22 protein-coding genes and 1 pseudogene are annotated in these 26282 nt (G+C 49.6%); 17 read left to right on the forward strand and 6 right to left on the reverse strand.

Annotation, left to right across the window (positions count from 1 at the left end):
• Position 1: 1 nt before the first annotated feature.
• From truA to QEZ41_RS03615, 8 genes are all read left to right on the forward strand, one after another.
• Positions 2–868 (forward strand): tRNA pseudouridine(38-40) synthase TruA, encoded by an 867-nt coding sequence (gene truA / locus QEZ41_RS03580; RefSeq protein ID WP_289410018.1) that lies wholly within the window; start codon positions 2–4, stop codon positions 866–868.
• Entirely contained in the window at positions 865–1485 is a 621-nt protein-coding gene (locus tag QEZ41_RS03585) for a phosphoribosylanthranilate isomerase (protein ID WP_289410019.1), read from the forward strand. Before truA ends, QEZ41_RS03585 begins: the two co-directional genes overlap by 4 nt.
• 131 nt (positions 1486–1616) lie before the next feature.
• Complete coding sequence (accD, locus tag QEZ41_RS03590; protein ID WP_289410020.1) at positions 1617–2510, forward strand: acetyl-CoA carboxylase, carboxyltransferase subunit beta; 894 nt, start codon at positions 1617–1619, stop codon at positions 2508–2510.
• Positions 2510–3784 carry a bifunctional tetrahydrofolate synthase/dihydrofolate synthase gene (gene folC / locus QEZ41_RS03595; RefSeq protein ID WP_289410021.1) on the forward strand — a complete coding sequence of 425 codons (1275 nt, stop codon included), beginning with the start codon at positions 2510–2512 and terminating at the stop codon, positions 3782–3784. The genes accD and folC overlap by 1 nt, the downstream gene beginning before the upstream one ends.
• 43 nt (positions 3785–3827) lie before the next feature.
• Positions 3828–4427, forward strand: a complete 600-nt coding sequence (locus tag QEZ41_RS03600) for an SPOR domain-containing protein (RefSeq protein WP_289410022.1) — start codon at positions 3828–3830, stop codon at positions 4425–4427.
• Positions 4428–4525: 98 nt separating this feature from the next.
• A complete protein-coding gene (locus QEZ41_RS03605) occupies positions 4526–5005 on the forward strand; it encodes a CvpA family protein (RefSeq protein ID WP_289410023.1) in 480 nt (159 codons plus the stop codon).
• Between the two features lie 58 nt (positions 5006–5063).
• Positions 5064–6575 carry an amidophosphoribosyltransferase gene (gene purF, locus QEZ41_RS03610; RefSeq protein WP_289410024.1) on the forward strand — a complete coding sequence of 504 codons (1512 nt, stop codon included), beginning with the start codon at positions 5064–5066 and terminating at the stop codon, positions 6573–6575.
• A gap of 53 nt (positions 6576–6628) precedes the next feature.
• The gene (locus tag QEZ41_RS03615; protein WP_289410025.1) at positions 6629–7843 is read left to right on the forward strand and encodes an O-succinylhomoserine sulfhydrylase; all 1215 of its coding nucleotides are present in this window, start codon (positions 6629–6631) and stop codon (positions 7841–7843) included.
• 353 nt (positions 7844–8196) lie between these two features.
• Here the strand turns inward: QEZ41_RS03615 and QEZ41_RS03620 are convergent, their stop codons facing one another.
• From QEZ41_RS03620 to QEZ41_RS03640, 5 genes and pseudogenes are all read right to left on the reverse strand, one after another.
• Complete coding sequence (locus QEZ41_RS03620; protein ID WP_289410026.1) at positions 8197–9528, reverse strand: MATE family efflux transporter; 1332 nt, start codon at positions 9526–9528, stop codon at positions 8197–8199.
• 37 nt (positions 9529–9565) lie between these two features.
• Entirely contained in the window at positions 9566–11410 is a 1845-nt protein-coding gene (locus tag QEZ41_RS03625) for a M48 family metallopeptidase (RefSeq protein ID WP_289410027.1), read from the reverse strand.
• 20 nt (positions 11411–11430) lie between these two features.
• On the reverse strand, positions 11431–12018 hold the full coding sequence (locus QEZ41_RS03630) for a LemA family protein (RefSeq protein ID WP_289410028.1): 588 nt from the start codon (positions 12016–12018) through the stop codon (positions 11431–11433).
• An 89-nt stretch (positions 12019–12107) separates the two neighbouring features.
• Positions 12108–14240 (reverse strand): annotated as a pseudogene (locus QEZ41_RS03635) (YgiQ family radical SAM protein); the annotation flags it as partial.
• Positions 14227–14919, reverse strand: coding sequence for a crotonase/enoyl-CoA hydratase family protein (locus QEZ41_RS03640; RefSeq protein WP_289410029.1), 693 nt, complete (start codon positions 14917–14919; stop codon positions 14227–14229). The gene QEZ41_RS03640 and the pseudogene QEZ41_RS03635, both read right to left, overlap by 14 nt.
• A 113-nt stretch (positions 14920–15032) precedes the next feature.
• Between QEZ41_RS03640 and tusA the strand changes: the two genes are divergently transcribed.
• The 9 genes from tusA to QEZ41_RS03685 all read left to right on the forward strand — a co-directional run bounded on the left by tusA (position 15033) and on the right by QEZ41_RS03685 (position 25796).
• Positions 15033–15272, forward strand: a complete 240-nt coding sequence (tusA, locus tag QEZ41_RS03645) for a sulfurtransferase TusA (RefSeq protein WP_289410030.1) — start codon at positions 15033–15035, stop codon at positions 15270–15272.
• 6 nt (positions 15273–15278) lie between these two features.
• The gene (locus QEZ41_RS03650; protein ID WP_289410031.1) at positions 15279–16172 is read left to right on the forward strand and encodes an NAD(+) kinase; all 894 of its coding nucleotides are present in this window, start codon (positions 15279–15281) and stop codon (positions 16170–16172) included.
• Positions 16172–17137, forward strand: coding sequence for a metallophosphoesterase (locus QEZ41_RS03655; protein ID WP_289410032.1), 966 nt, complete (start codon positions 16172–16174; stop codon positions 17135–17137). Before QEZ41_RS03650 ends, QEZ41_RS03655 begins: the two co-directional genes overlap by 1 nt.
• On the forward strand, positions 17137–18009 hold the full coding sequence (locus QEZ41_RS03660; protein WP_289410033.1) for a rhomboid family intramembrane serine protease: 873 nt from the start codon (positions 17137–17139) through the stop codon (positions 18007–18009). The genes QEZ41_RS03655 and QEZ41_RS03660 overlap by 1 nt, the downstream gene beginning before the upstream one ends.
• 62 nt (positions 18010–18071) lie before the next feature.
• Entirely contained in the window at positions 18072–18347 is a 276-nt protein-coding gene (locus tag QEZ41_RS03665; RefSeq protein WP_289410034.1) for a YeaC family protein, read from the forward strand.
• Positions 18347–19177 carry a DUF2797 domain-containing protein gene (locus QEZ41_RS03670; protein WP_289410035.1) on the forward strand — a complete coding sequence of 277 codons (831 nt, stop codon included), beginning with the start codon at positions 18347–18349 and terminating at the stop codon, positions 19175–19177. The genes QEZ41_RS03665 and QEZ41_RS03670 overlap by 1 nt, the downstream gene beginning before the upstream one ends.
• Positions 19178–19244: 67 nt before the next feature.
• On the forward strand, positions 19245–21902 hold the full coding sequence (gene pepN / locus QEZ41_RS03675) for an aminopeptidase N (protein WP_289410036.1): 2658 nt from the start codon (positions 19245–19247) through the stop codon (positions 21900–21902).
• A gap of 477 nt (positions 21903–22379) precedes the next feature.
• The gene (locus QEZ41_RS03680; protein WP_289410037.1) at positions 22380–23402 is read left to right on the forward strand and encodes a WD40/YVTN/BNR-like repeat-containing protein; all 1023 of its coding nucleotides are present in this window, start codon (positions 22380–22382) and stop codon (positions 23400–23402) included.
• Positions 23403–23417: 15 nt separating this feature from the next.
• Positions 23418–25796: an efflux RND transporter permease subunit gene (locus tag QEZ41_RS03685; protein WP_289410038.1), complete on the forward strand. Its 2379-nt coding sequence runs from the start codon at positions 23418–23420 to the stop codon at positions 25794–25796.
• Between the two features lie 34 nt (positions 25797–25830).
• On the opposite strand, the gene QEZ41_RS03690 is transcribed toward QEZ41_RS03685, so the two are convergent.
• Positions 25831–26274: a hypothetical protein gene (locus QEZ41_RS03690; protein ID WP_289410039.1), complete on the reverse strand. Its 444-nt coding sequence runs from the start codon at positions 26272–26274 to the stop codon at positions 25831–25833.
• Positions 26275–26282: the final 8 nt, after the last annotated feature.

Here is a 26282-nt window from a genome sequence, read left to right on the forward strand (position 1 = left end):
AATGCTGCATGAGTCCACAACTACGGCAGTCGATTCGACTGCCGTTGCTGTTTCTAAACTAGCCATCGGTATTGAATACAACGGTGCCAACTACTACGGCTATCAGACCCAGCATAATCATTTACCTACGATTCAGGTTGCCGTAGAAAACGCGTTAAGCCAAGTTGCCGGTGGGCACCCGGTTCAGTTACATGGTGCTGGACGCACTGATGCGCAGGTACATGCGTGCGAACAAGTAGCGCACTTCCAGCCACCTGTAGCGCGCGACACTAAAGCATGGTTGTTTGGTGCTAATAGATATTTACCTAAAGATATCAGCGTGCTTTGGGTAGCAGAGGTTGCGGAAGATTTTCATGCGCGTTTTAGCGCACAAAGACGCCGTTATCGCTACGTGATTTATTCAGATCCAATACGACCCGCCTTATTAAGAGAGGGTATAACCTGGACGCACAAAAAACTTGATGCACAGCGCATGCATGCAGCAGCACAGTTGTTACTTGGCACCCAGGACTTCACGTCGTTTCGTGCCAGTGAGTGCCAGTCCAAATCCCCGATTAAAACCATTGATGCTATCAGTGTCGTTACCTATGGTCGCTATGTGGTTCTTGATGTGCGCGCCGATGGTTTTTTGCATCATATGGTGCGCAATATTGCTGGTACACTCATTGCTGTAGGTGCAGCAGAAAAGCCGATAGACTGGGTGGCTGGGGTGTTAGCCGCCAAACAACGTGCTCAAGCTGGAGTGACGGCACCACCTTACGGGTTATATTTAGTTCGGGTTGAATACCCGAATGTGTTTGCTTTACCCCAGCGCGAGCTTGGGCCGCACTTTTTATCATCCATGCCAGATATGTTAGCGAGAGTTTGATGCGAACCAGAGTTAAGGTGTGTGGAATTACCAACATTGAAGATGCGCTAGCCGCTGCACACGCAGGCGCTGATGCCATTGGCTTGGTGTTTTATGCACAAAGTCCTAGGGCCGTAACCGCCGAGCAGGCAGCCGAAATTGTTGCCGCCTTGCCACCCTTTGTTACCACAGTTGCTTTGTTTGTTGATGCACCCGCGGATGAGGTTCAGCAGGTTCTTCAGCAAGTGCCTATAGATTTGTTGCAATTTCATGGTGATGAACCATCTGAGTTCTGTGTATCCTTCCAGCGCCCTTATATCAAAGCCCTGAGAATGCAGCCGGGCATTGATATCACCCGACAGGCTAATATGCACCCGTTAGCCCTAGGTATATTATTGGACGCTTGGGTGCCAGGCTTGCCCGGTGGTACCGGTCAAACATTTAACTGGAATGATATTCCCAGTCTTACCCAACCGCTCGTATTAGCGGGTGGTTTAACAGCTGACAACGTGCAGCAAGCGATTACACAGGTTAATCCTTGGGCAGTGGATATCAGTGGTGGGGTAGAAATGAGCAAAGGCCGTAAAGACCATGCTAAAGTGCAGGCTTTTATGCAGGCAGTTAATAATGCGGTTTAATTTTATCAGTATTCTTAGGGCGGTTTAGCATTAAGCGTGTGTGACGTTAGCCATGCTGGGGCCGTCAGTACAATTATTTATTATGCATAGGGCTATTACAGTGTATTTAGCCAAAGCGGAGAAAATTACGAATGAGTAACTGGTTAGTAGACAAATTTATTCCTTCAATTTTGCGCTCTGAAGTTAAGAAGAGCTCAATTCCGGAGGGTTTGTGGCACAAATGTTCCGCTTGTGATTCAGTTCTGTACAAGCCTGAGTTGGAGAAAAATCTAAACGTTTGCCCTAAATGTCAGCACCATATGCGTATTGGTGCACGTCGCCGTTTGGATATTTTCCTCGATGAGAATGGCCGTGAAGAAATTGCTGTTGATCTCGAGCCTGTTGACCGTTTGAAATTCCGCGATAGCAAGCGTTACAAAGAACGTTTGGCTGCCGCACAAAAACAAACCGGCGAGAAAGATGCTCTGGTAGCAATGAGCGGCTTTTTAGAAGGCATGCCGATTGTAGCAGCAGCATTTGAGTTCTCCTTTATGGGTGGTTCGATGGGTGCCGTGGTGGGAGAGCGCTTTGTGCAGGCCGCCAACGTTGCTTTAGAAAAACGCTGTCCTTTGGTGTGCTTCTCGGCTTCAGGCGGTGCGCGTATGCAAGAAGCCTTGTTATCGCTGATGCAGATGGCTAAAACCTCAGCTGTGCTAGCGCGTTTGCGTGAAGAGCAAATCCCCTTTATTTCAGTTCTAACTGACCCTGTTTATGGCGGCGTATCAGCCAGTTTAGCAATGTTAGGCGATATCATTGTTGGTGAGCCCAAGGCATTGATCGGCTTTGCTGGTCCACGCGTTATCGAACAAACAGTGCGTGAAAAACTGCCTGAAGGATTTCAGCGCAGTGAGTTTTTATTGGAGCATGGTGCGTTGGATATGATTGTTCCTCGCAACGAGTTGCGTATACGTATGGGTGCTATCCTGCGTAAACTAACCCATGCACCGATGCAGTATTGCCCAATCGTTGAGGAAGTTGCACAGTAATGCCTGAGCGTACTTTGCAGCAGTGGCTAAGCTATCTTGAACAGCTGCACCCCAGTGAAATTGAACTGGGGTTAGCACGCATTCAAACAGTAGCTGAGCGCATGGACGTACAACGTCCAGCTAGCAAAGTAATCACGGTAACAGGCACTAATGGCAAGGGCTCGACCTGTGCGTTTGTTGCGCAGCTATTGATGCAGCAACAGCTGCAGGTTGGGGTATACAGCTCACCGCATTTCTTGCGCTACAACGAACGTATCCAAATCAATGGCGAAGCAGTGAGTGACGCACTGATTTGTGCAGCCTTTGTGGCGGTTGAGCAAGCACGTCAAGATATCAGCCTGACCTATTTTGAGTTTGGTACTCTAGCAGCCTTATGGATATTCACGCAGGCTAAGCTGGACGCGGTAGTGTTGGAAGTGGGTCTGGGTGGACGCTTGGATGCGGTTAATATTATTGAGCCCGATATCTCGGTAGTGACCAGCATTGCCGTAGACCACACAGATTGGCTGGGTGATACCCGTGAAACAGTTGCCTTTGAGAAAGCCGGGATTTTCCGTGCAGGAAAACCTGCTGTTTGTGGTGATTTACTCCCTCCTGCTAGTTTGCTTGAACAGGCTAAAAACTTAGGCGCACCTTTAGTGTTGCGCGGACGAGATTTCGATTTAGCTGTAGCGCAGCATGCTTGGCACTGGCGTGGCGTTAATGCCAAGCATGAGCCTATAGAGCTGCAATCCATTCCCTTGCTGGATCTGCCAATCGAAAACGCTGCTTTAGCGCTGCAAGTCTATGCTTTGCTCGATATGCCATGGCAACCCGAGCGTATTATTGAGTCATTACAGGCAACCAAACTGACAGGGCGCTTGCAGGTTATAAAACTGCCCTATAAAAACCAACAACGTACACTAATTTTAGATGTGGCGCATAATCCGCATGCGGCTGAGTATCTAGCGCGCTGGCTTGAGAACCGTGCGATAACAGGGCAGCGCTATGCTGTTTTTGGTGCGCTGGCTGATAAGGATGTTCAGGGTGTTATCACAGCCATGACTAAGCAGGTGGCAGACTGGGCCATAGCACCGCTTCCTTCGCCACGTAGTTATCAAACTGCAGATTTAGAACAGATTTTTGCAACGAATCATGCATATGCAAGGTCTTATGAAAGCATCGTCTGTGCTTTAGAAGCACAGCTAAATAAAGCAAGTGAAGCCGATGAGATTGTTGTGTTCGGCTCTTTCTTTACTGTGACCCAGGCGCTTGAGTTTCTACAGCAGGCTTAAGTAAGCTAGAGTTCAAACGTGCTTATCGATTGAGGCCATCTTTATGTCACAAACAGAAAATAAATTTAAGCAACGCATTGTGGGCGCTGTTGTATTGGTTGCGTTGGCAGTTATTTTCTTGCCTATGTTGTTTAATACACAAGAAGAGCAGCCACTCCCGGAAGCGTTGATAGAAGTGCCAAGCAAACCCAACATTCCAGCCGCGCCGGACTTCGCTATAGAAGAAGTACAGCTACCTGAGCCCGTAGCCGAACCTATACCCGACCCCGAGCCTGAGCCGAAAACCCCCATAGCGCAAGCTGCGCCTGTGGAGCCCGAGAAAATCACAGAGCCGGCTCCGAGTCAGTCTACTCAACCAGAAACCGTAAAGCCGCCAGTTGCTAAGCCAGGCATCGATAAAGATAACTTACCTGTGAGCTGGTCAATACAGGTGTCGAGCAGTTCTAATGAAGCCGCTGCCAACAAACTACGCGATGAATACCGTAAAAAAGGCTATAAAGCTTACGTTCGTCCAGAAGCAGCTACATTCAAAGTATTGATTGGCCCTTTTCCGCGCCAAGCTGATGCGATAAGCGAGTGCGAAACGATCAAACAACGAGAGCGCAGTAAGCATGCATGCTTTGTTACTCGTTACCAGCCCTAGGGTTATATCGCACCTGAATGACGACTTTTCCAAAAAACACTTACCAGCACCCACAAGCTTTGTTAAAATCCCCGCTTTAGGGTTCAGGTGTTAACATAGTGTCATTCAATTGGGTCGATTTACTTATTTTTGCCGTCATCGGCATTTCTGCATTAATCAGCTTGGGTAGAGGGTTTGTTAAAGAAGCCTTATCTTTGGTTATCTGGGTTGTTGCCGGTGCAGTGGCTTGGCTTTTTGGCGGCAGTTTTGCGCAGTACCTAACCCCCTACATAGAAACATCTAGTCTACGAATCATCGCGGCCTGTGCCATTTTATTTGTCTGTACACTACTGGTTGGCGGAATCATTAATTTTCTCATTGCGCGACTTATTTTGGTTACGGGGCTATCTGGAACCGATCGCTTCTTAGGTATTTTCTTTGGCGCCGCTCGTGGCGCTCTCTTGGTCACCATTGTCGTGGGTTTGTTAAGCTTAAGTCCCGTAGTTGAAGACTTAGCTTGGCGCGACTCCTTGCTAGTTCCGCACTTTTTATTAATTGCGGATTGGTCAAAAAATATGGTTCTAGGGCTGTCGGCTTAAGAGACAGCAACTCGTAAGCATAATGATTTTTTGTTGAGCTCCCAGAGGTACGCTGAAAATGTGCGGCATTGTCGGAATTGTAGGTAAGTCCAATGTTAACCAGGCGCTGTATGATGCGTTAACGGTATTACAGCACCGTGGTCAAGATGCGGCTGGCATGGTCACAAGCCACCAGGGGCGTTTATTTTTACGCAAGGCAGACGGGCTCGTGCGCGATGTGTTCCGCACTCGTCATATGAAAGAGTTAGCCGGTTGCGTAGGTATTGGCCATGTTCGCTATCCTGTTGAGGGCAGCGCGACGAGTGCTGAGGCTCAGCCTTTTTATGTGAATTCGCCTTACGGTATTACCTTGGCGCAAAACGGTAACCTGACCAATGTGGAGCAATTGGCCAAAGAGATTTATCAGGCTGATTTGCGCCACATTAATACCAACTCTGATGCGGAAGTCATGCTCAACGTTTTTGCTCATGAGCTAAGTACCTACGGTCGTTTACAGCCAACAGCGGATGATGTTTTTGCTGCGGTTGCGCGTGTACACGAGCGTTGCCGTGGCGGCTATGCGGTGGTTTCTATGATTACCGGCTACGGCATTGTCGGCTTTCGCGATCCCCATGCTATACGTCCTATCGTTTTTGGTCAGCGCCAGACTGCGCTGGGCGTTGAGTACATGATTGCCTCGGAAAGTGTAGCACTTGATGTGCTGGGTTTTACGCTCATTCGTGATTTAGCACCGGGCGAAGCCATTTACATAACCGAAAACGGTGAGCTGCACACGCATCAGTGTGCTAAAAACCCACAACTTAATCCGTGTATTTTCGAGCATGTCTATTTGGCGCGTCCTGACTCAATTATTGACGGTATTTCCGTGTATAAAGCACGCATGCGTATGGGTGAAAAGCTGGCAGAAAAAATTCTGCGTGAGTATCCAGACCATGATATTGATGTGGTGATGCCTATTCCTGATACCAGCAACACCTCAGCGCTGGAGCTGGCAAATAAGCTTGGGGTTAAATACCGCGAAGGCTTTATTAAAAACCGCTACATTGGCCGCACCTTTATTATGCCCGGCCAGGCGATGCGTAAAAAATCGGTACGTCAAAAGCTGAACGCTTTGGAGCTTGAGTTTCGTGGTAAAAACGTCTTGCTGGTCGACGACTCTATTGTGCGCGGTACTACCTGTCAGGAAATTATTCAAATGGCGCGTGAAGCGGGTGCCAAAAATGTGTACTTCTGCTCGGCAGCTCCAGAAGTGCGCTATCAAAACGTGTATGGTATTGATATGCCGAGCATACATGACCTGATTGCGCATAACCGTAGTGTGGACGAAATATCTGAACTGATTGGTGCCGACTGGCTGCTGTTTCAAGATTTAGACGATTTAATCGAGTCGGTCAGTGGTGGGAAATTAAAGATTGACCGCTTCGACTGTGCTGTTTTTGATGGTGTTTACGTTACCGGTGATATAGATGCGAATTACCTGAGTCATATCGAAAGCTTGCAGGCTGAGTTACAGTTTGAACCAAAACCTGCGGCCAATGCCACGCTAGAACTGCACAATACGGACTCCTGATACCACCTGAATAAATCAGCGTTAAGAATTAAGCTATAAGGATTAGACAGAAAATGACAATTCAATGGCAGCCCGGTCAATTAGACAGCGACTTAACCGAGGCAGGCTTTGATACCTTAGCTGTGCGTGCTGGACAGCGCCGTGGTTTTGAGGGTGAGCATGGTGAGACGATTTACACCACCTCCAGCTATGTGTTTCGTGATGCGGCACATGCGGCGGCGAGCTTTGCCGGTGATGAGCCGGGCAACGTCTATTCTCGCTACACCAACCCAACTGTACGTACCTTCGAAGAGCGCCTTGCGGCTTTAGAGGGGGCAGAACAAGCCGTAGCCACAGCTTCTGGCATGTCGGCGATTATGGCCACGGTGATGAGTTTCTGCAGTGCCGGTGATCAGGTGTTGGTTTCGCGCAGTATTTTTGGTGCCACGGTCAGTCTGTTTGATAAGTACTTCAAGCGCTTTGGTATTCAGATCGATTACATCACAATTGATGATTTGGATGCTTGGCGTGCTGCCTGCACGGATAAAACCAAGCTCTTATTTATTGAATCACCGTCTAACCCTTTAGCTGAGTTAGCTGATATTCGTGCCTTATCTGAAGTCGCTCAACAAGCAGGTGCCTTGCTGGTGGTGGATAACTGCTTTTGCACGCCTGTGTTACAAAAGCCATTAGCTTTGGGTGCGGATATTGTCATTCATTCCGCCACTAAGTACATCGATGGTCAGGGCCGCTGCTTGGGTGGGGCTGTGGCGGGTAGTGCAGAGTATATGAAAGAAGTGCTGGGCTTTATTCGTACGGCGGGTCCAAGCATGAGTCCGTTTAACGCTTGGGTGTTTTTAAAGGGTTTGGAAACCTTGCGTTTGCGTATGATGGCGCACTGCAGTAGCGCTATGAATTTAGCGCAATGGCTGGAGCAACAACCACAGGTTACCCGTGTTTACTATGCAGGTCTTGAAAGCCATCCACAGCATGAACTGGCTAAGCGTCAGCAAGAAAACGGCTTTGGTGCCGTAGTGAGCTTTGAAGTGCAGGGCGGCAAAGAGGCAGCTTGGCGCTTTATTGATGCCACCCGCATGATCTCTATCACTGCCAACCTAGGTGATACCAAAACCACCATCACCCATCCTGCCAGTACCACACATGGTCGATTAAGCCCAGAAGAGCGTAGTGCTTGTGGAATTAATGATGGGCTGTTGCGTATTGCTGTGGGTCTTGAGGAGTTAACCGATATTCGCGCAGATTTACAGCGTGGGTTAGCGGCTGTTTAAGGTGCGTGGTTTTAGCTCGGGCATGAACACCCGCGCTACTGTTGGAGCCCAGCTTCCGGGTGATGCGATTCATAAGGCAGCACCGCCTCGCTTTTGTGGGACCCGACTTGTCGGGGAAGCTTTTTGCCTTTTGGTCTGAGAAGGGTGCTTAGCTTGGTGCTACAGGCAGATATTGGTTCCCTGGCAAGTCAGGTCCCACACGGCATTGTGCTTCTTTGCAGCCATTACGCTAATGGTTCTAGCTCACCCAAAACCTTAGTTTTTGGTAGGAGGATGCCATGCATCCGACCGCAGATTTCACCAGCAAACACACTTGTCGTAGGCATGGCCTACTCCTACAGGAGCGGTCTGTTTTAAGTGCGGGCATGGTGTTCTGTTTTTGCTTCTAGCAGCCTAAACCCTTTGCGATACAGCAACCAAGCGCTGATACCAGCGATGAGGTTGCCGAATAAAACGCCGTAGTAAATCCCTTCCATCTCCGCCAGATACGCGCCCAGTGCGACAGCCGGCAGATAACAAGCAAACAGACGCAAGATCGAAATTAGTACCGCACGCATGGGCATGCCTAGTGCGTTGCACACCGACACCATCAAGATACACACACCCAAGAAACTGTAGCTGATTGGCACCCACAGCATATAGCTGGCTAGGTAGGTTGCAGTTACGGGATCTTGTGTGAGCGTGCTGACTAGCCAAGGCCTGACCAAGAGCCAGAACAGAGCAACCACTACCTGTAGCATTAAAATAAAACGTACAGCCATGCGGATAAGCTTATGCGCCTGTTCAAGATTACCAGCGCCCAGCATACGACCAAGCATAGGTGGCATGGACATGGTTAGCGCCAGCACAATGACAATCGAGAAGGTTTCCAAGCGCGTGCCCAGCGCCCACGCCGCAATAGCTGTGGTGCCATATAGAGCGACAATACGGGTGGCTATCAAGGCAGCCATACCGGGCATCAGTTGGCTAAGCATAGCTGGCAAGCTGATTTTAGCGATACTGCCAATTGCGGCAGGAATATTTATTTCCCGTAGCTCAAAGCGTAGCCAGCGGCGCTTCAGCAGGCGCGAATGAATTACGCTACTACCGATGATGCAGGACACTATGGTGGCATAGGCGGCACCGGGCAAACCCAAATCAAAGACAAAGATAAATAATGGATCCAGCAGCATATTGAGCACACTGGTAACTACCATCATGAGCCCTGGCAGGCGCGTATCGCCATTGGCTCGACACAGACTGTTGCCAAAGTATAAAAACGCATGACTCCAGCTACTCACCAGCCATGGCAGCCAATAACTATCGGTATAGACAAAAACACTCTCATCAGCACCCAGTGCCAACAAGATGGGTTGCTTGAGAAAAAATATCAGCAGCGCCAGTGCTCCCATCAAGCCACTACCAATTAGCAAGACCAGTCCGCTTAGGCGCTTGGCGTAATCTGTTTGATTAGCACCAATGGCGCGCGAAATAAGCGCTGTTGCGGCAATACCGGTACCGATCTGTACACCAATCATTAATTGGTTAATGGGCATAGTAAAGCCCAGCGCCGCCAAAGGTTGAGTGCCGAGCAGACTAATAAAAAAACTATCTACCAGTTGAAAACTCATCAGCGCCAGCACACCAAACAGCATGGGCCAGGTCATGATAAATAAGTTACGGGCTAAGCTGTTTGATGTAGGCATGGGGGTAATTTGGTTTTAATGCACAAGGGATAAAAGACTAGAGGGACTGTCCTACCAGTAGCGGTGGCACAGGACATTCAAGTCTAGCACCTATGGCGCGCAACAGTTCAGCTTCTACCAATGCGACCTCGCCATTAGAGAGAATAGCGGCAGTGCAGGCTTGGATAAGCTTGGCTTTAAAACTATATTTAAGCGTGTTTAGACGGTTAAGAATTGTGGCTAACAGCTTTAGGTTTATGTTTTTTGGCTCTAACAGCTGCCAAGCACCGTCTAAAGGCGCCAGTGCGGTCGCAGCCGCAAAGGCTTGCTCAATCTGCTGGCGATTTTTTTTGCCCACATGGGCGAGCAGTGATAACAGCAGGTTCATATCCGCTTGAATGGCGCGCACACTCAGTTGTTTGCCGGATGAACGATGGTTTTTTTTACTGTCGAGCTGATACTCCATAATTGCTAGCAGAGCAAATTCAAATAGGCTGACTTTCCCATCGGCACGCACCAAGGCTTCAGTTTGCTTGAGCACTTGTTCTCGTTCAGTTAGGGATAACTCACGCATTGCAGGTAGCGCCAGCTCCACCAGAGGTAGCCATAAGGTGCGGCTGCACTGTTTAAGCCAAGGCAGATGCGCCAAAGTATGCTTAATTGTATCTGACTGTTGATTACCTAGCGTGGCAAGCAGTACAGCTTGCGGATCACTCTCATGGACGATCAAGAGTGCATAAATAACCTGTGCTGCTTGTTGCGGACTGTGCAGAGCTGTTTCTATGTTTTCTGGCAGCTGGGCAATGAGTTGTTGGGCATAATCAATATGCGCTTGATCTACAACACCAATACTGTCGCGTATGGCTTCTGGTGTGATAGCAAAACCTGCAGCAGCAGGGTGGGCAGAAGTGGTTGAAGCTGTTTGCGCGGTTGATTTTTGCAGCGCTCTGAATGCTGGGTCAATGCGTGCGATGCGCTCTTGGATAGGCGGGTGAGTGGCCATAAAGCCGGCTACGGCTTGACCAAAAAACATATGACTGGCTTGTTCAGCATTGGGTGTTTTCAGTAGGGTGGCATCAATGCCGGCGATTTTTTTAAGCGCACCAGCGATGCCATGCGGGTTCCGGGTAAATTGCACGGCAGCGGCATCTGCTAAGAACTCACGTTGGCGTGAAACAGCGGACTTAATCAGGTTGCCAAAAAATATGCCAATGTAACCAATGATAAAAAGCGCTAAACCGAAAGAAATCAAAGCGATTTGAGCTCTGGCATCGTTGTTACGGCTTCTGACCGTTCTGACACGCATCATCACGCGACCAATTAAAGCAATAATCAGAATTCCGTGCAAAATGCCCATCAAGCGAAGATTTAGGCGCATATCCCCATTAAAGATGTGGGAAAACTCATGACCTATCACGCCTTGCAGCTCATCGCGGCTGAGTTGCTCAAGACAGCCGCGAGTTACGGCAACAACTGCTTCGCTGGGTCGGCTACCGGCGGCGAATGCATTAATCGCGGTTTCGTCATCCATCACATAGACTTTGGGTACGCTAATGCCTGAGGCGATTGCCATTTCATCGACTACGTTCAGCAAGCGTTGCTCGAGTAAGTCAGTGGTTTCACGCTGCACCAGCCGAGCGCCCATCGCTTCCGCTACAGCTGAGCCGCCTCCTGTAGTGAGCTGGGAGATTTTATACAGGCTGCCGGAGCTAACCAGCAGTAGCGTGCCGGCACTCACCCAAAATAGCAGTTTAGGGTGCCAGTAATTGCCAGACTCGTATGCAAATGCCACTAAGAACAGCAGGTATATCGAGGCAATAATCATGCACACAGCCACAATAAAAAGCACGACCAGTAGTTTACTGTTCGTGCGTGCGCGCTCTTGATCCTTAAAGAAGTCCATAGGCGTAAGTTATCGCTCGGCTAGTCAAATTTAACTTTAACGGCTTGGCGCGCCTCGGGGCTTTCAATTTCCAGCATCTGCGCTGCTTTAAAACCAAAGTTATTGGCGATGATATTGTTAGGGGCTGACTCACGCTTAATGTTATAGGACATTACCGCATCGTTATAGGCTTGGCGCGCAAAGGCAACGCGGTTTTCAGTGCTGGATAGTTGTTCAGTGAGCTGTTGCATGGTTTGGTTAGCTTTAAGGTCTGGGTAGGCCTCAGCCAAAGCAAAAAATCGTCCCATGGCCGCGCCGAGCATGCCTTCTGCACCTGAAAGAGAGCGTATAGCTGAGCCATCGGTAGGATCACTACTGGCTTTTTTAGACGCGCTTTGTGCCTGATTACGAGCATTGATCACCGCTTCCAAGGTTTCACGCTCGTGTTTAAGGTAGGTCTTAGCGGTTTCGACCAGATTGGGAATAAGATCGTAACGACGTTGCAGCTGCACATCGATCTGTGCAAAGCCATTTTTAACGCTGTTGCGCAAGGCAACCAGTGCGTTGTAGGTCACAAAGCCCCACAGCACAATAAGGACGATAACGCCCAAAATAATCCAGCCAGTCATAATTTTTCCTTGTTTTAGTTTGCTGTCAATGCGCTTAGCTTAGAGCAAGCTTCTTAAGCTGCCTAGCAGGTTGCGCTGATAGTTTACTTGGGCAAGCCGGTGTGCTGTGTGCGCACAGTCGCTTTTTTACGATTATGCGCGGCTGGCTTAGAGTGTTGACGTTTAGGGCTGCGGTAATCATTGGTCTGCGGCTGTTGCCAAGGTATTAATTGGTGGGCTGCGTCGCCAATCAGGTTTTTACGTCCCATGCGCTCTAACGCTTCACGCAGTAGCGGCCAGCTTTTAGGATCATGGTAACGCAAGAAGGCTTTGTGCAAACGACGTTGTTCGTGGCTTTTAACAATAGTTACAGGCTTGCTCTTATAGGTGATTTTGCGTAGCGGGTTCTTGCCCGAGTGGTACATGGCTGTTGCTGTAGCCATAGGTGAAGGGTAAAACGCTTGCACCTGATCGGCGCGAAAGCCGTTCTTTTTTAACCACAGAGCCAGATTAAGCATATCCTCATCGGTGGTACCGGGGTGAGCTGCGATAAAGTAAGGAATTAGATATTGCTCTTTACCAGCTTCTTTAGTGAAGCGTTCAAACATCGTCTTAAAACGGTCGTAGCTGCCAATGCCCGGTTTCATCATGTGCTCAAGCGGGTTTTGTTCGGTATGTTCTGGAGCGATTTTTAAATAGCCGCCTACATGATGCGTCACCAGCTCTTGCACATACTCGGGTGACTCTACGGCTAAGTCATAGCGCACCCCAGAGGCAATCAGTACTTTTTTAACGCCCGGTAATTCACGCACTTTGCGATACAGACCAATTAAAGAGCTGTGATCGGTATTCAGGTTTTGGCAAATGCCGGGGAAAACACAGGAGGGTTTGCGGCAGGCTGCTTCAATTTCGCGGGTTTTACAGGCCAGACGGTACATGTTGGCAGTGGGGCCACCCAAGTCCGATACCACGCCGGTAAAGCCCGGTACTTTGTCACGCATGGCTTCAACTTCATTCAGAATAGACTCGTGTGAACGATTTTGAATGATGCGGCCTTCATGTTCGGTAATCGAGCAGAAAGTACAGCCGCCAAAACAACCTCGCATAATATTGACTGAGAAACGGATCATCTCATAAGCCGGGATTTTGGCATCGCCATAGCTGGGATGTGGCACCCGCGCATAGGGTAGGGCAAACACATAGTCCATTTCTTCCGTGGTCAGCGGTTCTGGCGGTGGGTTCAGCCAGACATCCTGCGTGCCGTGGCGCTGCACCAGCGCGCGAGCGTTACCCGGATTGGTTTCCAAGTGCAGTACACGGTTGGCATGGGCGTAGAGCACGGGATCGTTACGCACCTTTTCAAAAGACGGCAGGCGAATCACACTGCGTTCACGGGTAATCGTTGGGTTGGGCAGAATTTCTAACACCTGTGTGTCTGATTCCAGAGTGTCGCTGTGTTGCTCTAGCGCACACTCTGCCGTGTCTTGGGTGTTGACGTAGGGGTTAATCACCCGATCAACCCGCCCCGGGCGGTCGATGCGGGTGGAGTCAATTTCAAACCAGTTGTCTGGGGTGTCACGGCGAATAAAGGAGGTGCCGCGAATATCGGTGATCTGCTCAATGCTTTCACCCCAAGATAAACGCTGGGCCAGCTCGACAATGGCACGTTCGGCGTTGCCGTATAACAGAATATCGGCGGCGGTATCCATTAAAATGGAACGGCGCACACTGTCTTGCCAATAATCATAGTGGGCGATACGGCGCAGTGAGGCTTCAATGCCGCCTAAAACAACCGGGGTGTCGCTGTAGGCTTCTTTGCAGCGTTGGCTATAAGGAATGCTGGCGCGATCGGGACGTTTACCGGCCAAGCCACCTGCCGTGTAGGCGTCATCGGAGCGTGTTTTACGATCAGCGGTGTAACGGTTGATCATCGAGTCCATGTTGCCCGCGGCTACGCCGAAGAATAGGTTGGGCTGACCCAGTTGCATAAAGTTCTTGGTGTCACGCCAGTCAGGTTGGCTGATAATACCGACGCGAAACCCCTGCGCTTCCAGCAGGCGGCCAATCACCGCCATACCAAACGAGGGATGATCCACATAGGCATCGCCGGTGACAATAATGATGTCGCAGGAATCCCAGCCCAGCGCGTCCATTTCAGCACGGCTGGTGGGTAAGAAGTCAGCCGGACCGAAACATTCGGCCCAGAATTTAGGGTAATCGTATAACGCTTTAATGGCTCGCATAGACCTTATCTTGCTCGATAGCAGCCTCTAAACCGGCTAGCAGCTGCTGACGAACTTTTAGTTTGGTTTGATAATGGGCACGCATATTAAGCTTTTTCATCGTTTGGGCAACTGTTTGTGCTGTATTTATCAATTCATCGGCATGCACGACCTGATCAACAAAACCTGCACTCACGGCTGCTTCTGGTGTAAAACGTTCGGCATTATTGACGGCGCGCTGGAAAGCCGCTGGCGTTAAACGACCCTGTGCGAGCACGATACCGGCCTGGTGCATGACCATGCCAATTTCTACCTCGTTCAGGGCAATAGTGAAGTCACCTGCTGTGGCTATTCGGTAGTCAGCCGCGAGTAATAAAAACGCGCCTTTGGCGATGGCATGACCCGAACAGGCGATAATTATTGGTTGTGGGTGTGCTAACATACGTCGCGTTAAGTCAGAACCTTGGGCGACTAAATCAATCGCGTTGGCGGGGCCGGAAAGCATTACTTTCAAGTCGTAACCGCCGGAGAAAATACCGGGTTGCCCCGTGATAATAACAATGGCTTTATCTTGCTCCGCCTGATCCAAACAGCTGTTAAATTGCTGAATAAGGGCAGGTGATAAAGCGTTAACTTTGCCGTTATTGAGTTGCAAGGTGGCAATGCCATCGGTGCATTGGTAATTGATAAGTTCGTTCATGCGAATTCCTTGTTATTATTTAATAGAAAACAGACACACTACTTAGCTTGATGAATTTGGTAAAGCACAAAAGCTGACCGCTAAGTCAGGCCGCTAGAGAGTTGGAGACACAGGTGGAGTTAGTTGCGGATAAGGTCTTAGATGCCACAGGATTGTTTTGTCCAGAGCCAGTTATGCTTCTGCATAAAGCCGTGCGCGAGATGGAACCCGGGGCTGTGTTACAGGTTTTAGCCACCGACCCTTCAACACAGCGCGATATCCCTAAGTTTTGTGCCTTTTTAGAACACAGTTTGCTCGCCAGTGATGAACAGGATGAGCAGTATAGATACTGGATTCGTAAAAAGCTTAAGTGAGGATGCATGGATTATCAGTTTCGTAATATTGGCATTATTGGCCGTTTAGGCAGCGCACGTGCGTTGGATACTATTCGGCGCTTGATTCGTTATCTGAACGGTCTGCATCTGCAGGTGATTTTAGATGAAGGTATTGCCGACATGCTGCCAGGGCATAACTTGCAAACCAGCAGCCGTAAGCTACTGGGCGAAGTATGCGATCTGGTCATAGTAGTAGGCGGTGATGGCAGTATGCTGGGCGCTGCTAGAGCTTTAGTGGCGCACTCAACCCCTGTGCTGGGGGTTAACCGTGGCAGCCTGGGTTTTCTAACGGATATCAGTCCGGAAAACCTCGAAGAGCAAGTCGCAGAGGTCTTGAACGGTAACTATTTGGTTGAGCAACGGTTTTTACTGGAAGCCGAAGTGCGCCGTGGTGATACGCCAGTTGGTCAAGGCGATGCGCTAAACGATATTGTGCTTCATCCGGGCAAGTCCACACGCATGATCGCCTTTGAGCTGTTTATTGATGGCCAGTTTGTCTATCGCGTTAAAGCGGACGGTTTGATTATTGCTACTCCAACAGGTTCTACCGCTTATGCGTTATCAGCGGGTGGGCCCATTATGCACCCGCGTATTGATGCAATTGTTATTGTACCTATGTATCCACATACGCTATCGAGCCGGCCCATGGTGGTGGCAGCGGATAGTGAGTTGAAAATTGTGCTGGACTCAGAAATGAACATTTATCCGATTGTGTCCTGTGATGGACAGAATCACATTACCTGTACACCGGGCGACACCTTGCATATCAAGCGCAAACCCAAAAAGCTGCGCTTGATCCATCCCTTTGAGCATAACTTTTATGAGATTTGCCGTGATAAGCTGGGCTGGGAGAGTCGCTTAACTCAGGGAAGCGAGTAATGCTCATTGAACCCTCGCGCAGTTACGACATTATCGGTGATCTACATGGTTGTGCTCACAGCTTAGTAGAATTGCTGCAGCTGCTCGGTTATCACCGCAAGGCAGGTGTGTGGCAGCACCCCAGTCGTCAAGCGTTGTTTTTGGGTGACATCATTGATCGTGGTTCGCAAATTCGCGCAACCTTAGAAATTGTGTACCGCATGGTTGAAGCAGGGCACGCGCACTGCATTATGGGTAATCACGAATACTATGCGCTGGCTTGGCATATGCCGGCGCCCAATGGAACTGAACAGCTGTTTGTGCGTGATCATAATCAGCGCCATGCGCGGCTGTGGCAAGAAACAGCAGAAGAGTTTGCCCAGCATCCACAGGAATGGAATGACTATCTGGACTGGTTTGCTCAATTGCCGCTGTATCTTGATGGGGAACGATTTCGTTTGGTGCATGCCTATTGGGATAACCGGCTGATTAAACAAGTAGAGCAGTTGTTTGCTGGCGGTCGAGTGACACGAGAGTTTATTCAGCAATCAGCGATCAAAGACAGTTTTGCCTATCAAGTATTTAGTCGCTTGCTGCGTGGGATTAACTTGCCTTTGCCTGATGGCGTAACAGTGCAAGGCAGTGATGGTTTGCTGCGCCGCACCTTTCGCGCAAAGTTTTGGCCTGAAACTCAGACCGCAAAAACCTATGCGGATTTTGCCTTTCAGCCTGACCCGATTCCAGAGCAGATAGCACTTAAGCCACTGCCCAAAGATTTGCTGCAGCAGGTAGAGCAGCACAGTAATGAGCAACCCATTTTATTCGTGGGGCATTATTGGTGTAAGGGAAAGCCGAGTTATATTCAGCCTAACCTAGCTTGTTTGGATTACAGTGCGGTTAACTCGGGCAAACTAGTGGCCTATCGCTTGGATCAAGAAACACAATTGGATACGAACAAGTTTGTTTGGGTTAAAGGTGGACTGTAATGAGTTGGAGTTTGGCATTAACAGCGAATCTTGAGGTGTCTTTGGCAGGCTTTTCTGAGCGGCTAAAGGCAGCACATATTCCACATCGCATCAGTGAAGCACGCGGCGAGCAACAGGTGTGGGTCGCGGATGAGCCTACTGCAGCGCTGGTGCGCGAACTCTATCAAGCCTTTCTTGCTAATCCCGATCCGGGCTTCACTGCGGTTAACGCTATCAGTAAACCCATCTCACAGCCGCTGTGGCAAAAATTACGCCGTTTTCCGGCAGTGATTACCATTCTTTTATTGACCTTAGCTGTGGCGCTGTGGACGCAGCTGGGCACGTCTTTGGCCGCGGTGGCACAGCTGAGCTTTAATGCCATTATTTTTGAGGGTGATGAAGCCTATTTAGTGTCCTTAGCCTACAGCCTAGAGCAAGGGCAGTGGTGGCGGTTAATCACGCCCATGCTGCTGCACTTTGGTTGGTTACACTTGGCGATGAACTCGCTCTGGTTTTGGGAGCTGGGTCGACGGATCGAGTTACACCAAGGCAGTTGGTTTGTGCTGGTGTTCACTCTAGTGGGCGCTCTGGTATCCAACGTCAGTCAATTTTGGTTCTCGGGTCCCGCTTTATTTGGTGGCTTGTCCGGCGTACTCTATGCCTTGCTCGGTTTTTGTTGGATTTACCAGCGCATTAATCCTGTGGCTGCTTACAACTTACCCAAAGGGGTGGTGGGCATGATGCTGGTGTGGTTGGTGCTCTGTTTGGTGGGTGTGGTGAGTGCCATGGGCTTTGGTCAAATTGCTAATGCGGCGCATGTGAGTGGTTTAGTGCTGGGTTGTGTGGCTGGCGCAGTTATGGGTGTATTGAACAAACTAAAAGTTAGCGAGTGAGCATATGCTTATTCAGGTTTTATATTTTAATATCCATTAAAACAAATGGTTAGAGGTTATATATGAGCGACTTCCTTAAGATGATTGACAACATTGATGCTGAAGTGTATGCCAGCTTAAAGCAGGCTTTAGAGCTGGGTAAGTGGGCCAATGGCACGCTGCTTAATCAAGAGCAAAAAGAGCTGACCATGATGGCGATAATTGCCTGGGAGCAAAAAAACCTGCCTGAAGAAGAGCGCACCGGTTACATGGGTGGGAAACAATGCGCCTCACAAAGCAAGAAACAAGCTGAGATCGATACCAGCCTGTTTACACCTGCCGCCGGGACAGTGCACTGATGCAGGAGCTTGCGCGTGGTGCCGTACAAAAAATGCGGATTGAGCTGGGCGAGCCAGCTCAATACCAGTTACGTATTGGTGAGCAAGCAATTGCTGCCAATGAACTAATTGGACAGGCCTTGCAGTTAGAGTTTCTGGGTGAGATTAACTGTAATCACTGCCAGCGCCCCACCAAAAAAAGCTTTGCGCAGGGGTATTGTTGGCCCTGTTTTAAAAGCCTAGCTCAGTGCGATACCTGCATTATGAGCCCAGAAAAATGCCACTTCGATGCCGGTACGTGCCGCGAGCCTGAATGGGGCGAGCAGTTCTGCATGATCGAACACGTGGTTTATCTGGCCAACTCGACAGGTGTGAAGGTGGGTATTACGCGGGTGTCGCAGATGCCTACGCGTTGGTTGGATCAGGGTGCGAGTCAAGCACTGCCTATTTTCCGTGTACAAACCCGTCAGCAGTCTGGTTTTGTTGAAGATGCTCTGCGCTCACAAATATCGGACCGCACTAACTGGCGTGCTTTATTGCGCGAGGATGCGAAGCCACTGGATTTGCCCGCGATTCGCGAACAGTTGTTTAAGCGCTGTGCAGAGCCCATTCACGACTTACAGCAGCGTTTTGGCTTGCAGGCCATACAGGCCGTTGATGATGCACAGGTGCTGGAGATTGAATATCCGGTTGAGCAGTACCCGAGCAAAATTACCAGCTTTAACCTAGACAAAAACCCTGTTGCCGAAGGCACCTTGCAAGGCATTAAAGGCCAGTATCTAATTTTTGATACCGGGGTGATTAATATCCGTAAATATACCGCTTATCAGCTGGCACTGCGCCAACTCTAGCAATAAAACCAGCGCACCGAAACCTGTGTCTTCCGGCACTTACAGCACATGCACCCTCGAGGAATTTATGCGTACTGAACAACCGAAATTGATCCGTTTAGTGGATTATCAGCAGCCCGACTACCTCATTGACGAAACCCATCTGACCTTTGAGCTGTATGAGGATTATGCCTTGGTGCATGCGCACTTGGTGATGCAGCGTAACCCCGCATTGGGCTGCGACTTGCCTAGGCTGGTGCTTGATGGGGTTGAGCTGCAACTGTTGCATTTGGCGATGGATGATCAGGTGTTAACCGCCGCTGATTATCAAGTAGATGCCGAGCAGCTTAGCCTGCAACCGCTGCGTCCTAGCTTTACCCTCGACAGCACAGTACGCATTGAGCCGCAAAATAACACCGCGCTCGAAGGGCTGTATAAATCAGGCGAGATGTTCTGCACCCAGTGTGAAGCGCAGGGTTTCCGCAAAATTACTTATTACCTCGATCGTCCGGATGTGATGAGCAGCTTTACCACCACAGTGATTGCCGAGAAGCAGCGTTATCCGATACTGCTCTCTAACGGCAACCTGATTGAAGAAGGCGTGGAAGACAAGCGCCATTGGGCAACCTGGCAGGACCCGCATAAAAAACCAGCGTACTTGTTTGCTGTGGTGGCCGGTGATCTCTGGTCGGTGGAGGACAGCTTCACCACCATGAATGGCCGTGAGGTGACGCTGCGGATTTTTGTCGAGCCGGAAAATATCGACAAATGCCAGCACGCGATGAATAGCCTGAAAAAATGCATGCGCTGGGATGAAGAGCAGTACGGGCGCGAATACGATCTGGATATCTTTATGATCGTGGCGGTGAACGACTTTAATATGGGCGCAATGGAAAACAAAGGCTTGAATATCTTCAACTCAAGCTGTGTGTTGGCCAAGCCAGAAACCTCCACTGACGCCATTTTTCAGCGCATTGAAAGTATTGTCGCCCACGAATACTTCCATAACTGGTCGGGCAACCGCGTCACCTGCCGTGACTGGTTCCAGTTGTCGCTTAAAGAAGGCTTTACCGTGTTTCGTGACAGCGAGTTTTCTGCGGATATGAACTCGCGCACAGTTAAACGCATTGAAGATGCCACTTTTTTACGCACCCATCAGTTTGCTGAAGATGCTGGCCCCTTAGCACACCCCGTGCGTCCACCTGAGTACATGGAGATTTCCAACTTCTATACTTGGACGATTTACGAGAAAGGCGCAGAAGTGGTGCGCATGCTGCATACATTGCTCGGTCCAGAGCGCTTCCGCCAAGGCTCGGATTTGTATTTTGAGCGCCATGACGGTCAGGCTGTGACCTGCGATGATTTTGTCGCAGCGATGGAAAGCGTTAGCGGCATGGACTTAACCCAGTTCAAACGTTGGTACAGCCAAGCCGGTACGCCCGTGCTGCGCGTTACGGATGAATATGATGCCGAACGACAGCTGTACCATATCGATATCGCACAAAGCTGCCCAGCCACGCCGGGGCAAGCTAACAAACAGCCCTTTGTCATTCCAGTGGCGATGGGCTTATTAGGCGCAGAAGGGCAAGCCCTCAGCGCACGTTTGCAAGACGCAGAACAGTGTGTAACGCAAGATAACTGGGTGCTGACCCTTAACCAAGCTCAGCAGCGTTTTACCTTCACCGAGGTGAGCGAACGCCCGTTGCCGTCACTGCTGCGTGGCTTTTCCGCGCCGGTTAAATTGCACTATGACTACAGCCGTGAGCAATTGGCGTTCTTGTTGCAACATGACAGCGATGGTTTTAATCGTTGGGAAGCCGCCCAGCAGTTAGCCGTGCAGGTGATTGAAGAAGTGTGCGAACAGCTACGCACTCATGCCCCTGTGCAGGTTGATGGGTGTTTAGCGCAGTCATTTGCCGCCGTATTGAACAACCCGCACTTAGACACAGCGCTGCAAGCAGAAATTATCAGCTTTCCCAGCCTAGCCTACCTGCTGGAGTTGCAAGAACAGGCCGACGTTCAGCTGACTGATAAGGCACGTGAAGCCGTACGCTTGTATCTGGCCGAGCAGTTAGCGGAGCCTTTGCAGGCGCTCTATAACCGCCTGCGTGAACAGGCGAAGCAAACCCAGTACCGTCCCGAGGCTGAGCAAATCGGCAACCGTCGTTTGCAAGCCATGGCGCTCAGCTACCTAACGCTCTTGCAGCGTGACGACATTGTTGCAGCCACCGTGGCGCAATTTGAGCAGGCGGACAATATGACTGAGCGTTTATCCGCGCTCAGCTGCTTAGTCAACAGCACAGCACAGAGCCAAGCCCAGGCGGCCTTAGTTCAGTTTGCCGAAGAATTTGCGCACGATCCCCTAGTGATGGACCAATGGTTTAGCGTGCAGGCGGCCAGCTCAGTGCTGGGCGAGTTGGCGCACGTTCGCCAGTTAATGCAGCACCCCAGCTTTAGCATTAAAAACCCCAACAAAGTGCGCGCGGTGATCGGTGCGTTTACCCAGCATAATTTGCCCCAGTTCCACGCAGAAGACGGCAGTGGTTATGTGTTCTTAGCCGAGCAGGTAGCGGCGCTGGATGCGCTCAACCCACAGATGTCCGCCCGTATTATTACGCCCTTAACCCGCTGGCAACGCTATACGCCTGCACAGCAAGCGTTGATGCGTGCTCAACTAGAACAGCTGCAAGCCCTGCCTAAGTTGTCCAAGGATTTGTATGAGGTGCTAGAACGTACGTTGGCTTAATGCTGGCGCTTTGCTTGCTGCTAATGTGGCTTGCTCAAGTGCTGCCGGTTAAAAAGCCAGCTCAAGTGCTGCCGGCTAAAAAGCCAGCTCAAGTGCTGCCGGCTAGCCACATTCGCGCAAAAGTTGCGCTCCTACAAGAGCTGCGCCAAGCGACCGGCTGCGTACAAGCAAACACACCCTTTGATTCTTCAAAGTTGTTTAGCGAGGAGTATAAAAAAGCTTGCGTTTAAACAAGGTATCTACAAATACGTTTTGCTTAACATGACTGACAGAAGTCTATGATTTATAGAGGAAAGTATAGTTGTCAGCAGCAAATAGGGGAGGTTTTTGCTACTGACTTTTGAGTCAGTAAAAGACTAGCAGGGCAACTCAAATAAACTATCTCAAACACTTGTTTGCCTTTGTTTTTGGCACTATGGTTGTGGTCTATACGCAAAAAAAAACCTCATACAAAAAATATATAAGGGGAAATGGTTTATGTTCTTGCCTGTGCAGCAACCACTTAAGTTACTTAAGCAGAGCACTTTAGCGCTGGCTTTAAGTCTGTCAGCTAGTTGGCTAACACATGGTTATGCTCATGAACCACAACCCCCTCATGCCGCGCAAACCCTTCGCGCGACACAAAGCCTAATGCTTGATATTGCCCATGCGGGACAGCGCATTATTGCTGTAGGTGACCGTGGCTATATTTTATACAGCGATGATGAGGGTAAAACTTGGCAGCAAGCCAAGGTTCCTACGCAACAATTGCTAACGGCTGTATATTTTGTTGATGCTAAGCACGGTTGGGCTGTAGGACATGATGCGCTGATCCTACACAGTAACGATGGTGGGCTAAATTGGACGCAGCAATACCAGGACTTAGCGCTAGAAGCGCCTTTGTTAGATATCTGGTTTGCCGATGAGTATAAGGGTTTTGCTGTAGGAGCCTACGGTACTTTGTTGCACACTCAAGACGGTGGGCAGCACTGGGACAGCATCGGTGACGCGTTAGAGAATGAAAATGGCTACCACCTTAACGCAATTACAGCGGTCAAAGGAGCAGGTGTTTTTATCGTAGGCGAAATGGGTGTGATGTATCGCTCGCTAGATATGGGTGAAAACTGGGAAACAGTTACCAGTCCTTATCAAGGCTCATTATTTGGTGTACAAGCAACAGCTCAAGAAAACACCTTGTTGGTCTATGGTTTGCGGGGGCATGTATTCAGATCAACAGATTTTGGTGATAGCTGGCAAAGAATTAACTTGCGCACTGCCAATGGGGTTTTTGAGTTTGGCTTAGCAGATAGTAGCTTGCTTGTAGATGGCAGCGTGCTAATTGTCGGTCATGGTGGCAGCGTTTTGCGCAGCACTGATGCAGGCCAAAGCTTTTCGATTGTTAACCGAGCAGATCGCCTGTCACTGGCAGGCGTTACTGCAACGCAGAACGGTAATTTGATTTTAATCGGCCAGCATGGCATTCATCTAGCGTCGCCTAGCGGCGTAGCTTTAGAAAAATAAGACTGGAGTAGGGATATGACGGGGAAATCCACAAGTAATCCAGCAGCAGTTGCTGAGCGGCTCATTTTTAGTAACCGTCCTTGGGTTATCCTGATTTGTGCACTTACCAGTGTTTTTTTATTCTGGCAAGCGGCACAAGTACGACCAGAAACCAGCTTTGAAAAAATGATTCCACTGCAGCACCCCTACATTGAAAAGATGTTGCAGTACAAGGATGACCTCTCGAACCTAGGTAATAGCGTACGTATTTCTGTTGAAGCGACTGAAGGCGATATCTTCGACCCTGAGTACATGGAAACGCTGAAGCAAATTAGCGATGAAGCCTTTTATATTCCCGGTGTAGACCGTGCTGGCGTGCGCTCTCTTTGGAGTCCAAACGTGCGCTGGACTGAAGTGACCGAAGAAGGCTTTGATGGTGGGGAGGTTATTCCACAAACCTATGATGGCTCGGCAGAAAGCCTGGAAGAGTTACGCAGTAATATTCTTAAGTCGGGTCAAGTAGGGCGCTTGGTGGCGAATAATTTCAAGTCCAGCATTGTTGAAATTCCGTTATTGGAAGTGTTTCCTGATCCGCAAGATCAGGGCACCTTACTTAAACTGGATTACCGTGATTTCTCACATCAGCTTGAAGAGCACATTCGTGATAAGTATCAGTCTCAGAACCCTAAGATCAAAATCCACATTATTGGTTTTGCTAAAAAAGTCGGTGACTTAATTGATGGCTTGATTGGTGTTGCGATGTTCTTTGCGGTCGCGCTAGGCATCACGTTCTTGCTGCTATTGCGTTTCACACGCTGTATCAAAAGCACCTTGGCTGTACTGTTTACTACGCTAGTGGCTGTGGGTTGGCAGCTAGGGCTGTTGCATCTGATGGGTTTTGGTATTGACCCTTATTCCATGTTGGTGCCGTTCTTGGTCTTTGCCATCGGCATCTCGCATGGTGTGCAGATCATTAACGGTGTTGCCATGTCGTCTAGTACCGCCGTGAATGCGCTTAGCGCCGCACGTATGGCGTTTAGGCAGCTATTTGTGCCGGGCATGATAGCGTTATCCTCCGATGCGGTTGGTTTCATTACGCTGTTATTGATTGATATTGGCGTGATTCGTGAGCTGGCTATCGGTGCTTCGGTGGGTGTGGCGGTCATTATTCTGACCAACCTGATTTTCTTGCCAGTGGTGGTGTCGTATTTGGGATTAAGTAAAGCAGCTCTGAAGGCAAGTCGTGAAAGTGGGGCGCGAGAAAGCGGCATATGGCGCAAAGCGTCTAACTTTGCCAACGCTAAAGTAGCACCTATTTCTATTGGTTTAGCGGTGGTGGCTGTGTGTTTAGGTCTTTGGTATGGGCAAAATTTACAGGTTGGCGATCTTGACCAAGGAGCTCCCGAGCTGCATCCCGACTCGCGTTATAACCTTGATAACGACTTTGTGATCAATAATTACTCAACCAGCTCAGATGTCTTGGTTGTGATGGTAAAAACACCCACGGAGTCGTGCTCTAAGTACGACGTGATGAATGCGATGGATAACCTGACCTGGAAAATGGAAAATACCCAGGGCGTGCAGTCGGTGGTATCCATGGTGACCGTGGCCAAGCAAGTGATTAAAGGCATGAACGAAGGAAATTTGAAGTGGGAGGCTTTGTCACGTAACGCACACGTGCTGAATAACTCCATTTCCCGTGCCGACTCACTGTATAACTCAGATTGCTCACTAGCCCCCGTGCTTATTTTCCTTGAGGATCACAAAGCCCAAACGCTCGCAACCGCTGTCGCTGCAGTGGAAGAGTTTGCTGCGCAAAACAATACCGATGATTACCAGTTCCTATTGGCAGCGGGGAATGCGGGGATTGAGGCGGCGACCAACGATGTGATTTCTGCTTCTGAAGGCATGATGCTTATTGCGGTATACAGTGCAGTGATTTTTATGTGTCTGCTAACGTTCCGTTCGGTTGCGGCAACGGCCTGTGTGATTTTACCGTTGGTGCTCACTTCGGTACTGGGTAATGCCTTAATGGCATGGTTGGGGATAGGCGTTAAGGTTGCGACTTTGCCTGTTATTGCGTTAGGCGTGGGCATTGGGGTGGACTATGGGATTTATATCTACAGTCGCCTAGAGACCTTCTTACGCATGGGCATACCGCTGCAAGAAGCCTACTATCAAACCTTAAAATCAACTGGTAAAGCCGTGCTCTTTACCGGGGTGTGTTTAGCCATTGGCGTGGCAACATGGATTTTCTCAGACATTAAATTCCAAGCAGATATGGGCTTAATGCTGACCTTTATGTTCCTTTGGAACATGCTGGGTGCAATTTGGTTACTGCCCGCGTTGGCACACTTTTTAATTAACCCTGACAAATTAAAAGCAGCATCAGTTAACAAAGAAGCCTCTGCATAATAGATGCTCGATGATGTCATAGGTGCTTTATGCTCTATGGCGTCATTCCAGCGGCGCCGCAGGCCTCTGGAAACTGGCTTGAGCATTGTTCGTTAAAGTACCTTTTAGCCGCTTTGCGACAATCCCTATAAATTAGCGAACCAGCAGTGTAGTTGTCGCACAGGCTAGAGGTGTTAATGCTGCGGTTGCGGATTTGATAATAAAACACGCCTGCGCTTTTACTCTGGCTTTTGCGCTTATTGGAAAAACCAGCACCGTCCCACTGCCATTTCACCGAACGTAACGGCCCGGGCTGAGCTGCTTTTGCGGGTTTGCGCTGTGTTTTTTTGGTTTTTATTCCCGGTGTTATATTGATAGCACCGCGTGGCTGGTAATTATCATCGTTGAACTCTGTTTGCCTCTCGCTGGCCAGCACCGCAGTGTTGGACACTAGCAAGGCTGTTAGAAGAAAAAGCAGGGTGGGGGTTTTATTAGCCATACGCCTGA

Source organism: Thiopseudomonas acetoxidans, from assembly GCF_030362935.1.
Taxonomy (GTDB): domain Bacteria; phylum Pseudomonadota; class Gammaproteobacteria; order Pseudomonadales; family Pseudomonadaceae; genus Thiopseudomonas; species Thiopseudomonas acetoxidans.

Bases quoted from the DNA above. Each gene is read 5' to 3' on its own strand.
- truA (WP_289410018.1), top strand. From the start codon at position 2: ATGCTGCATGAGTCCACAACTACGGCAGTCGATTCGACTGCCGTTGCT.
- accD (WP_289410020.1), top strand. From the start codon at position 1,617: ATGAGTAACTGGTTAGTAGACAAATTTATTCCTTCAATTTTGCGCTCT.
- folC (WP_289410021.1), top strand. From the start codon at position 2,510: ATGCCTGAGCGTACTTTGCAGCAGTGGCTAAGCTATCTTGAACAGCTG.
- QEZ41_RS03600 (WP_289410022.1), top strand. From the start codon at position 3,828: ATGTCACAAACAGAAAATAAATTTAAGCAACGCATTGTGGGCGCTGTT.
- purF (WP_289410024.1), top strand. From the start codon at position 5,064: ATGTGCGGCATTGTCGGAATTGTAGGTAAGTCCAATGTTAACCAGGCG.
- QEZ41_RS03615 (WP_289410025.1), top strand. From the start codon at position 6,629: ATGACAATTCAATGGCAGCCCGGTCAATTAGACAGCGACTTAACCGAG.
- QEZ41_RS03620 (WP_289410026.1), bottom strand. From the start codon at position 9,528: ATGCCTACATCAAACAGCTTAGCCCGTAACTTATTTATCATGACCTGG.
- QEZ41_RS03625 (WP_289410027.1), bottom strand. From the start codon at position 11,410: ATGGACTTCTTTAAGGATCAAGAGCGCGCACGCACGAACAGTAAACTA.
- QEZ41_RS03630 (WP_289410028.1), bottom strand. From the start codon at position 12,018: ATGACTGGCTGGATTATTTTGGGCGTTATCGTCCTTATTGTGCTGTGG.
- QEZ41_RS03640 (WP_289410029.1), bottom strand. From the start codon at position 14,919: ATGAACGAACTTATCAATTACCAATGCACCGATGGCATTGCCACCTTG.
- QEZ41_RS03650 (WP_289410031.1), top strand. From the start codon at position 15,279: ATGGATTATCAGTTTCGTAATATTGGCATTATTGGCCGTTTAGGCAGC.
- QEZ41_RS03655 (WP_289410032.1), top strand. From the start codon at position 16,172: ATGCTCATTGAACCCTCGCGCAGTTACGACATTATCGGTGATCTACAT.
- QEZ41_RS03660 (WP_289410033.1), top strand. From the start codon at position 17,137: ATGAGTTGGAGTTTGGCATTAACAGCGAATCTTGAGGTGTCTTTGGCA.
- QEZ41_RS03665 (WP_289410034.1), top strand. From the start codon at position 18,072: ATGAGCGACTTCCTTAAGATGATTGACAACATTGATGCTGAAGTGTAT.
- QEZ41_RS03670 (WP_289410035.1), top strand. From the start codon at position 18,347: ATGCAGGAGCTTGCGCGTGGTGCCGTACAAAAAATGCGGATTGAGCTG.
- pepN (WP_289410036.1), top strand. From the start codon at position 19,245: ATGCGTACTGAACAACCGAAATTGATCCGTTTAGTGGATTATCAGCAG.
- QEZ41_RS03680 (WP_289410037.1), top strand. From the start codon at position 22,380: ATGTTCTTGCCTGTGCAGCAACCACTTAAGTTACTTAAGCAGAGCACT.
- QEZ41_RS03685 (WP_289410038.1), top strand. From the start codon at position 23,418: ATGACGGGGAAATCCACAAGTAATCCAGCAGCAGTTGCTGAGCGGCTC.
- QEZ41_RS03690 (WP_289410039.1), bottom strand. From the start codon at position 26,274: ATGGCTAATAAAACCCCCACCCTGCTTTTTCTTCTAACAGCCTTGCTA.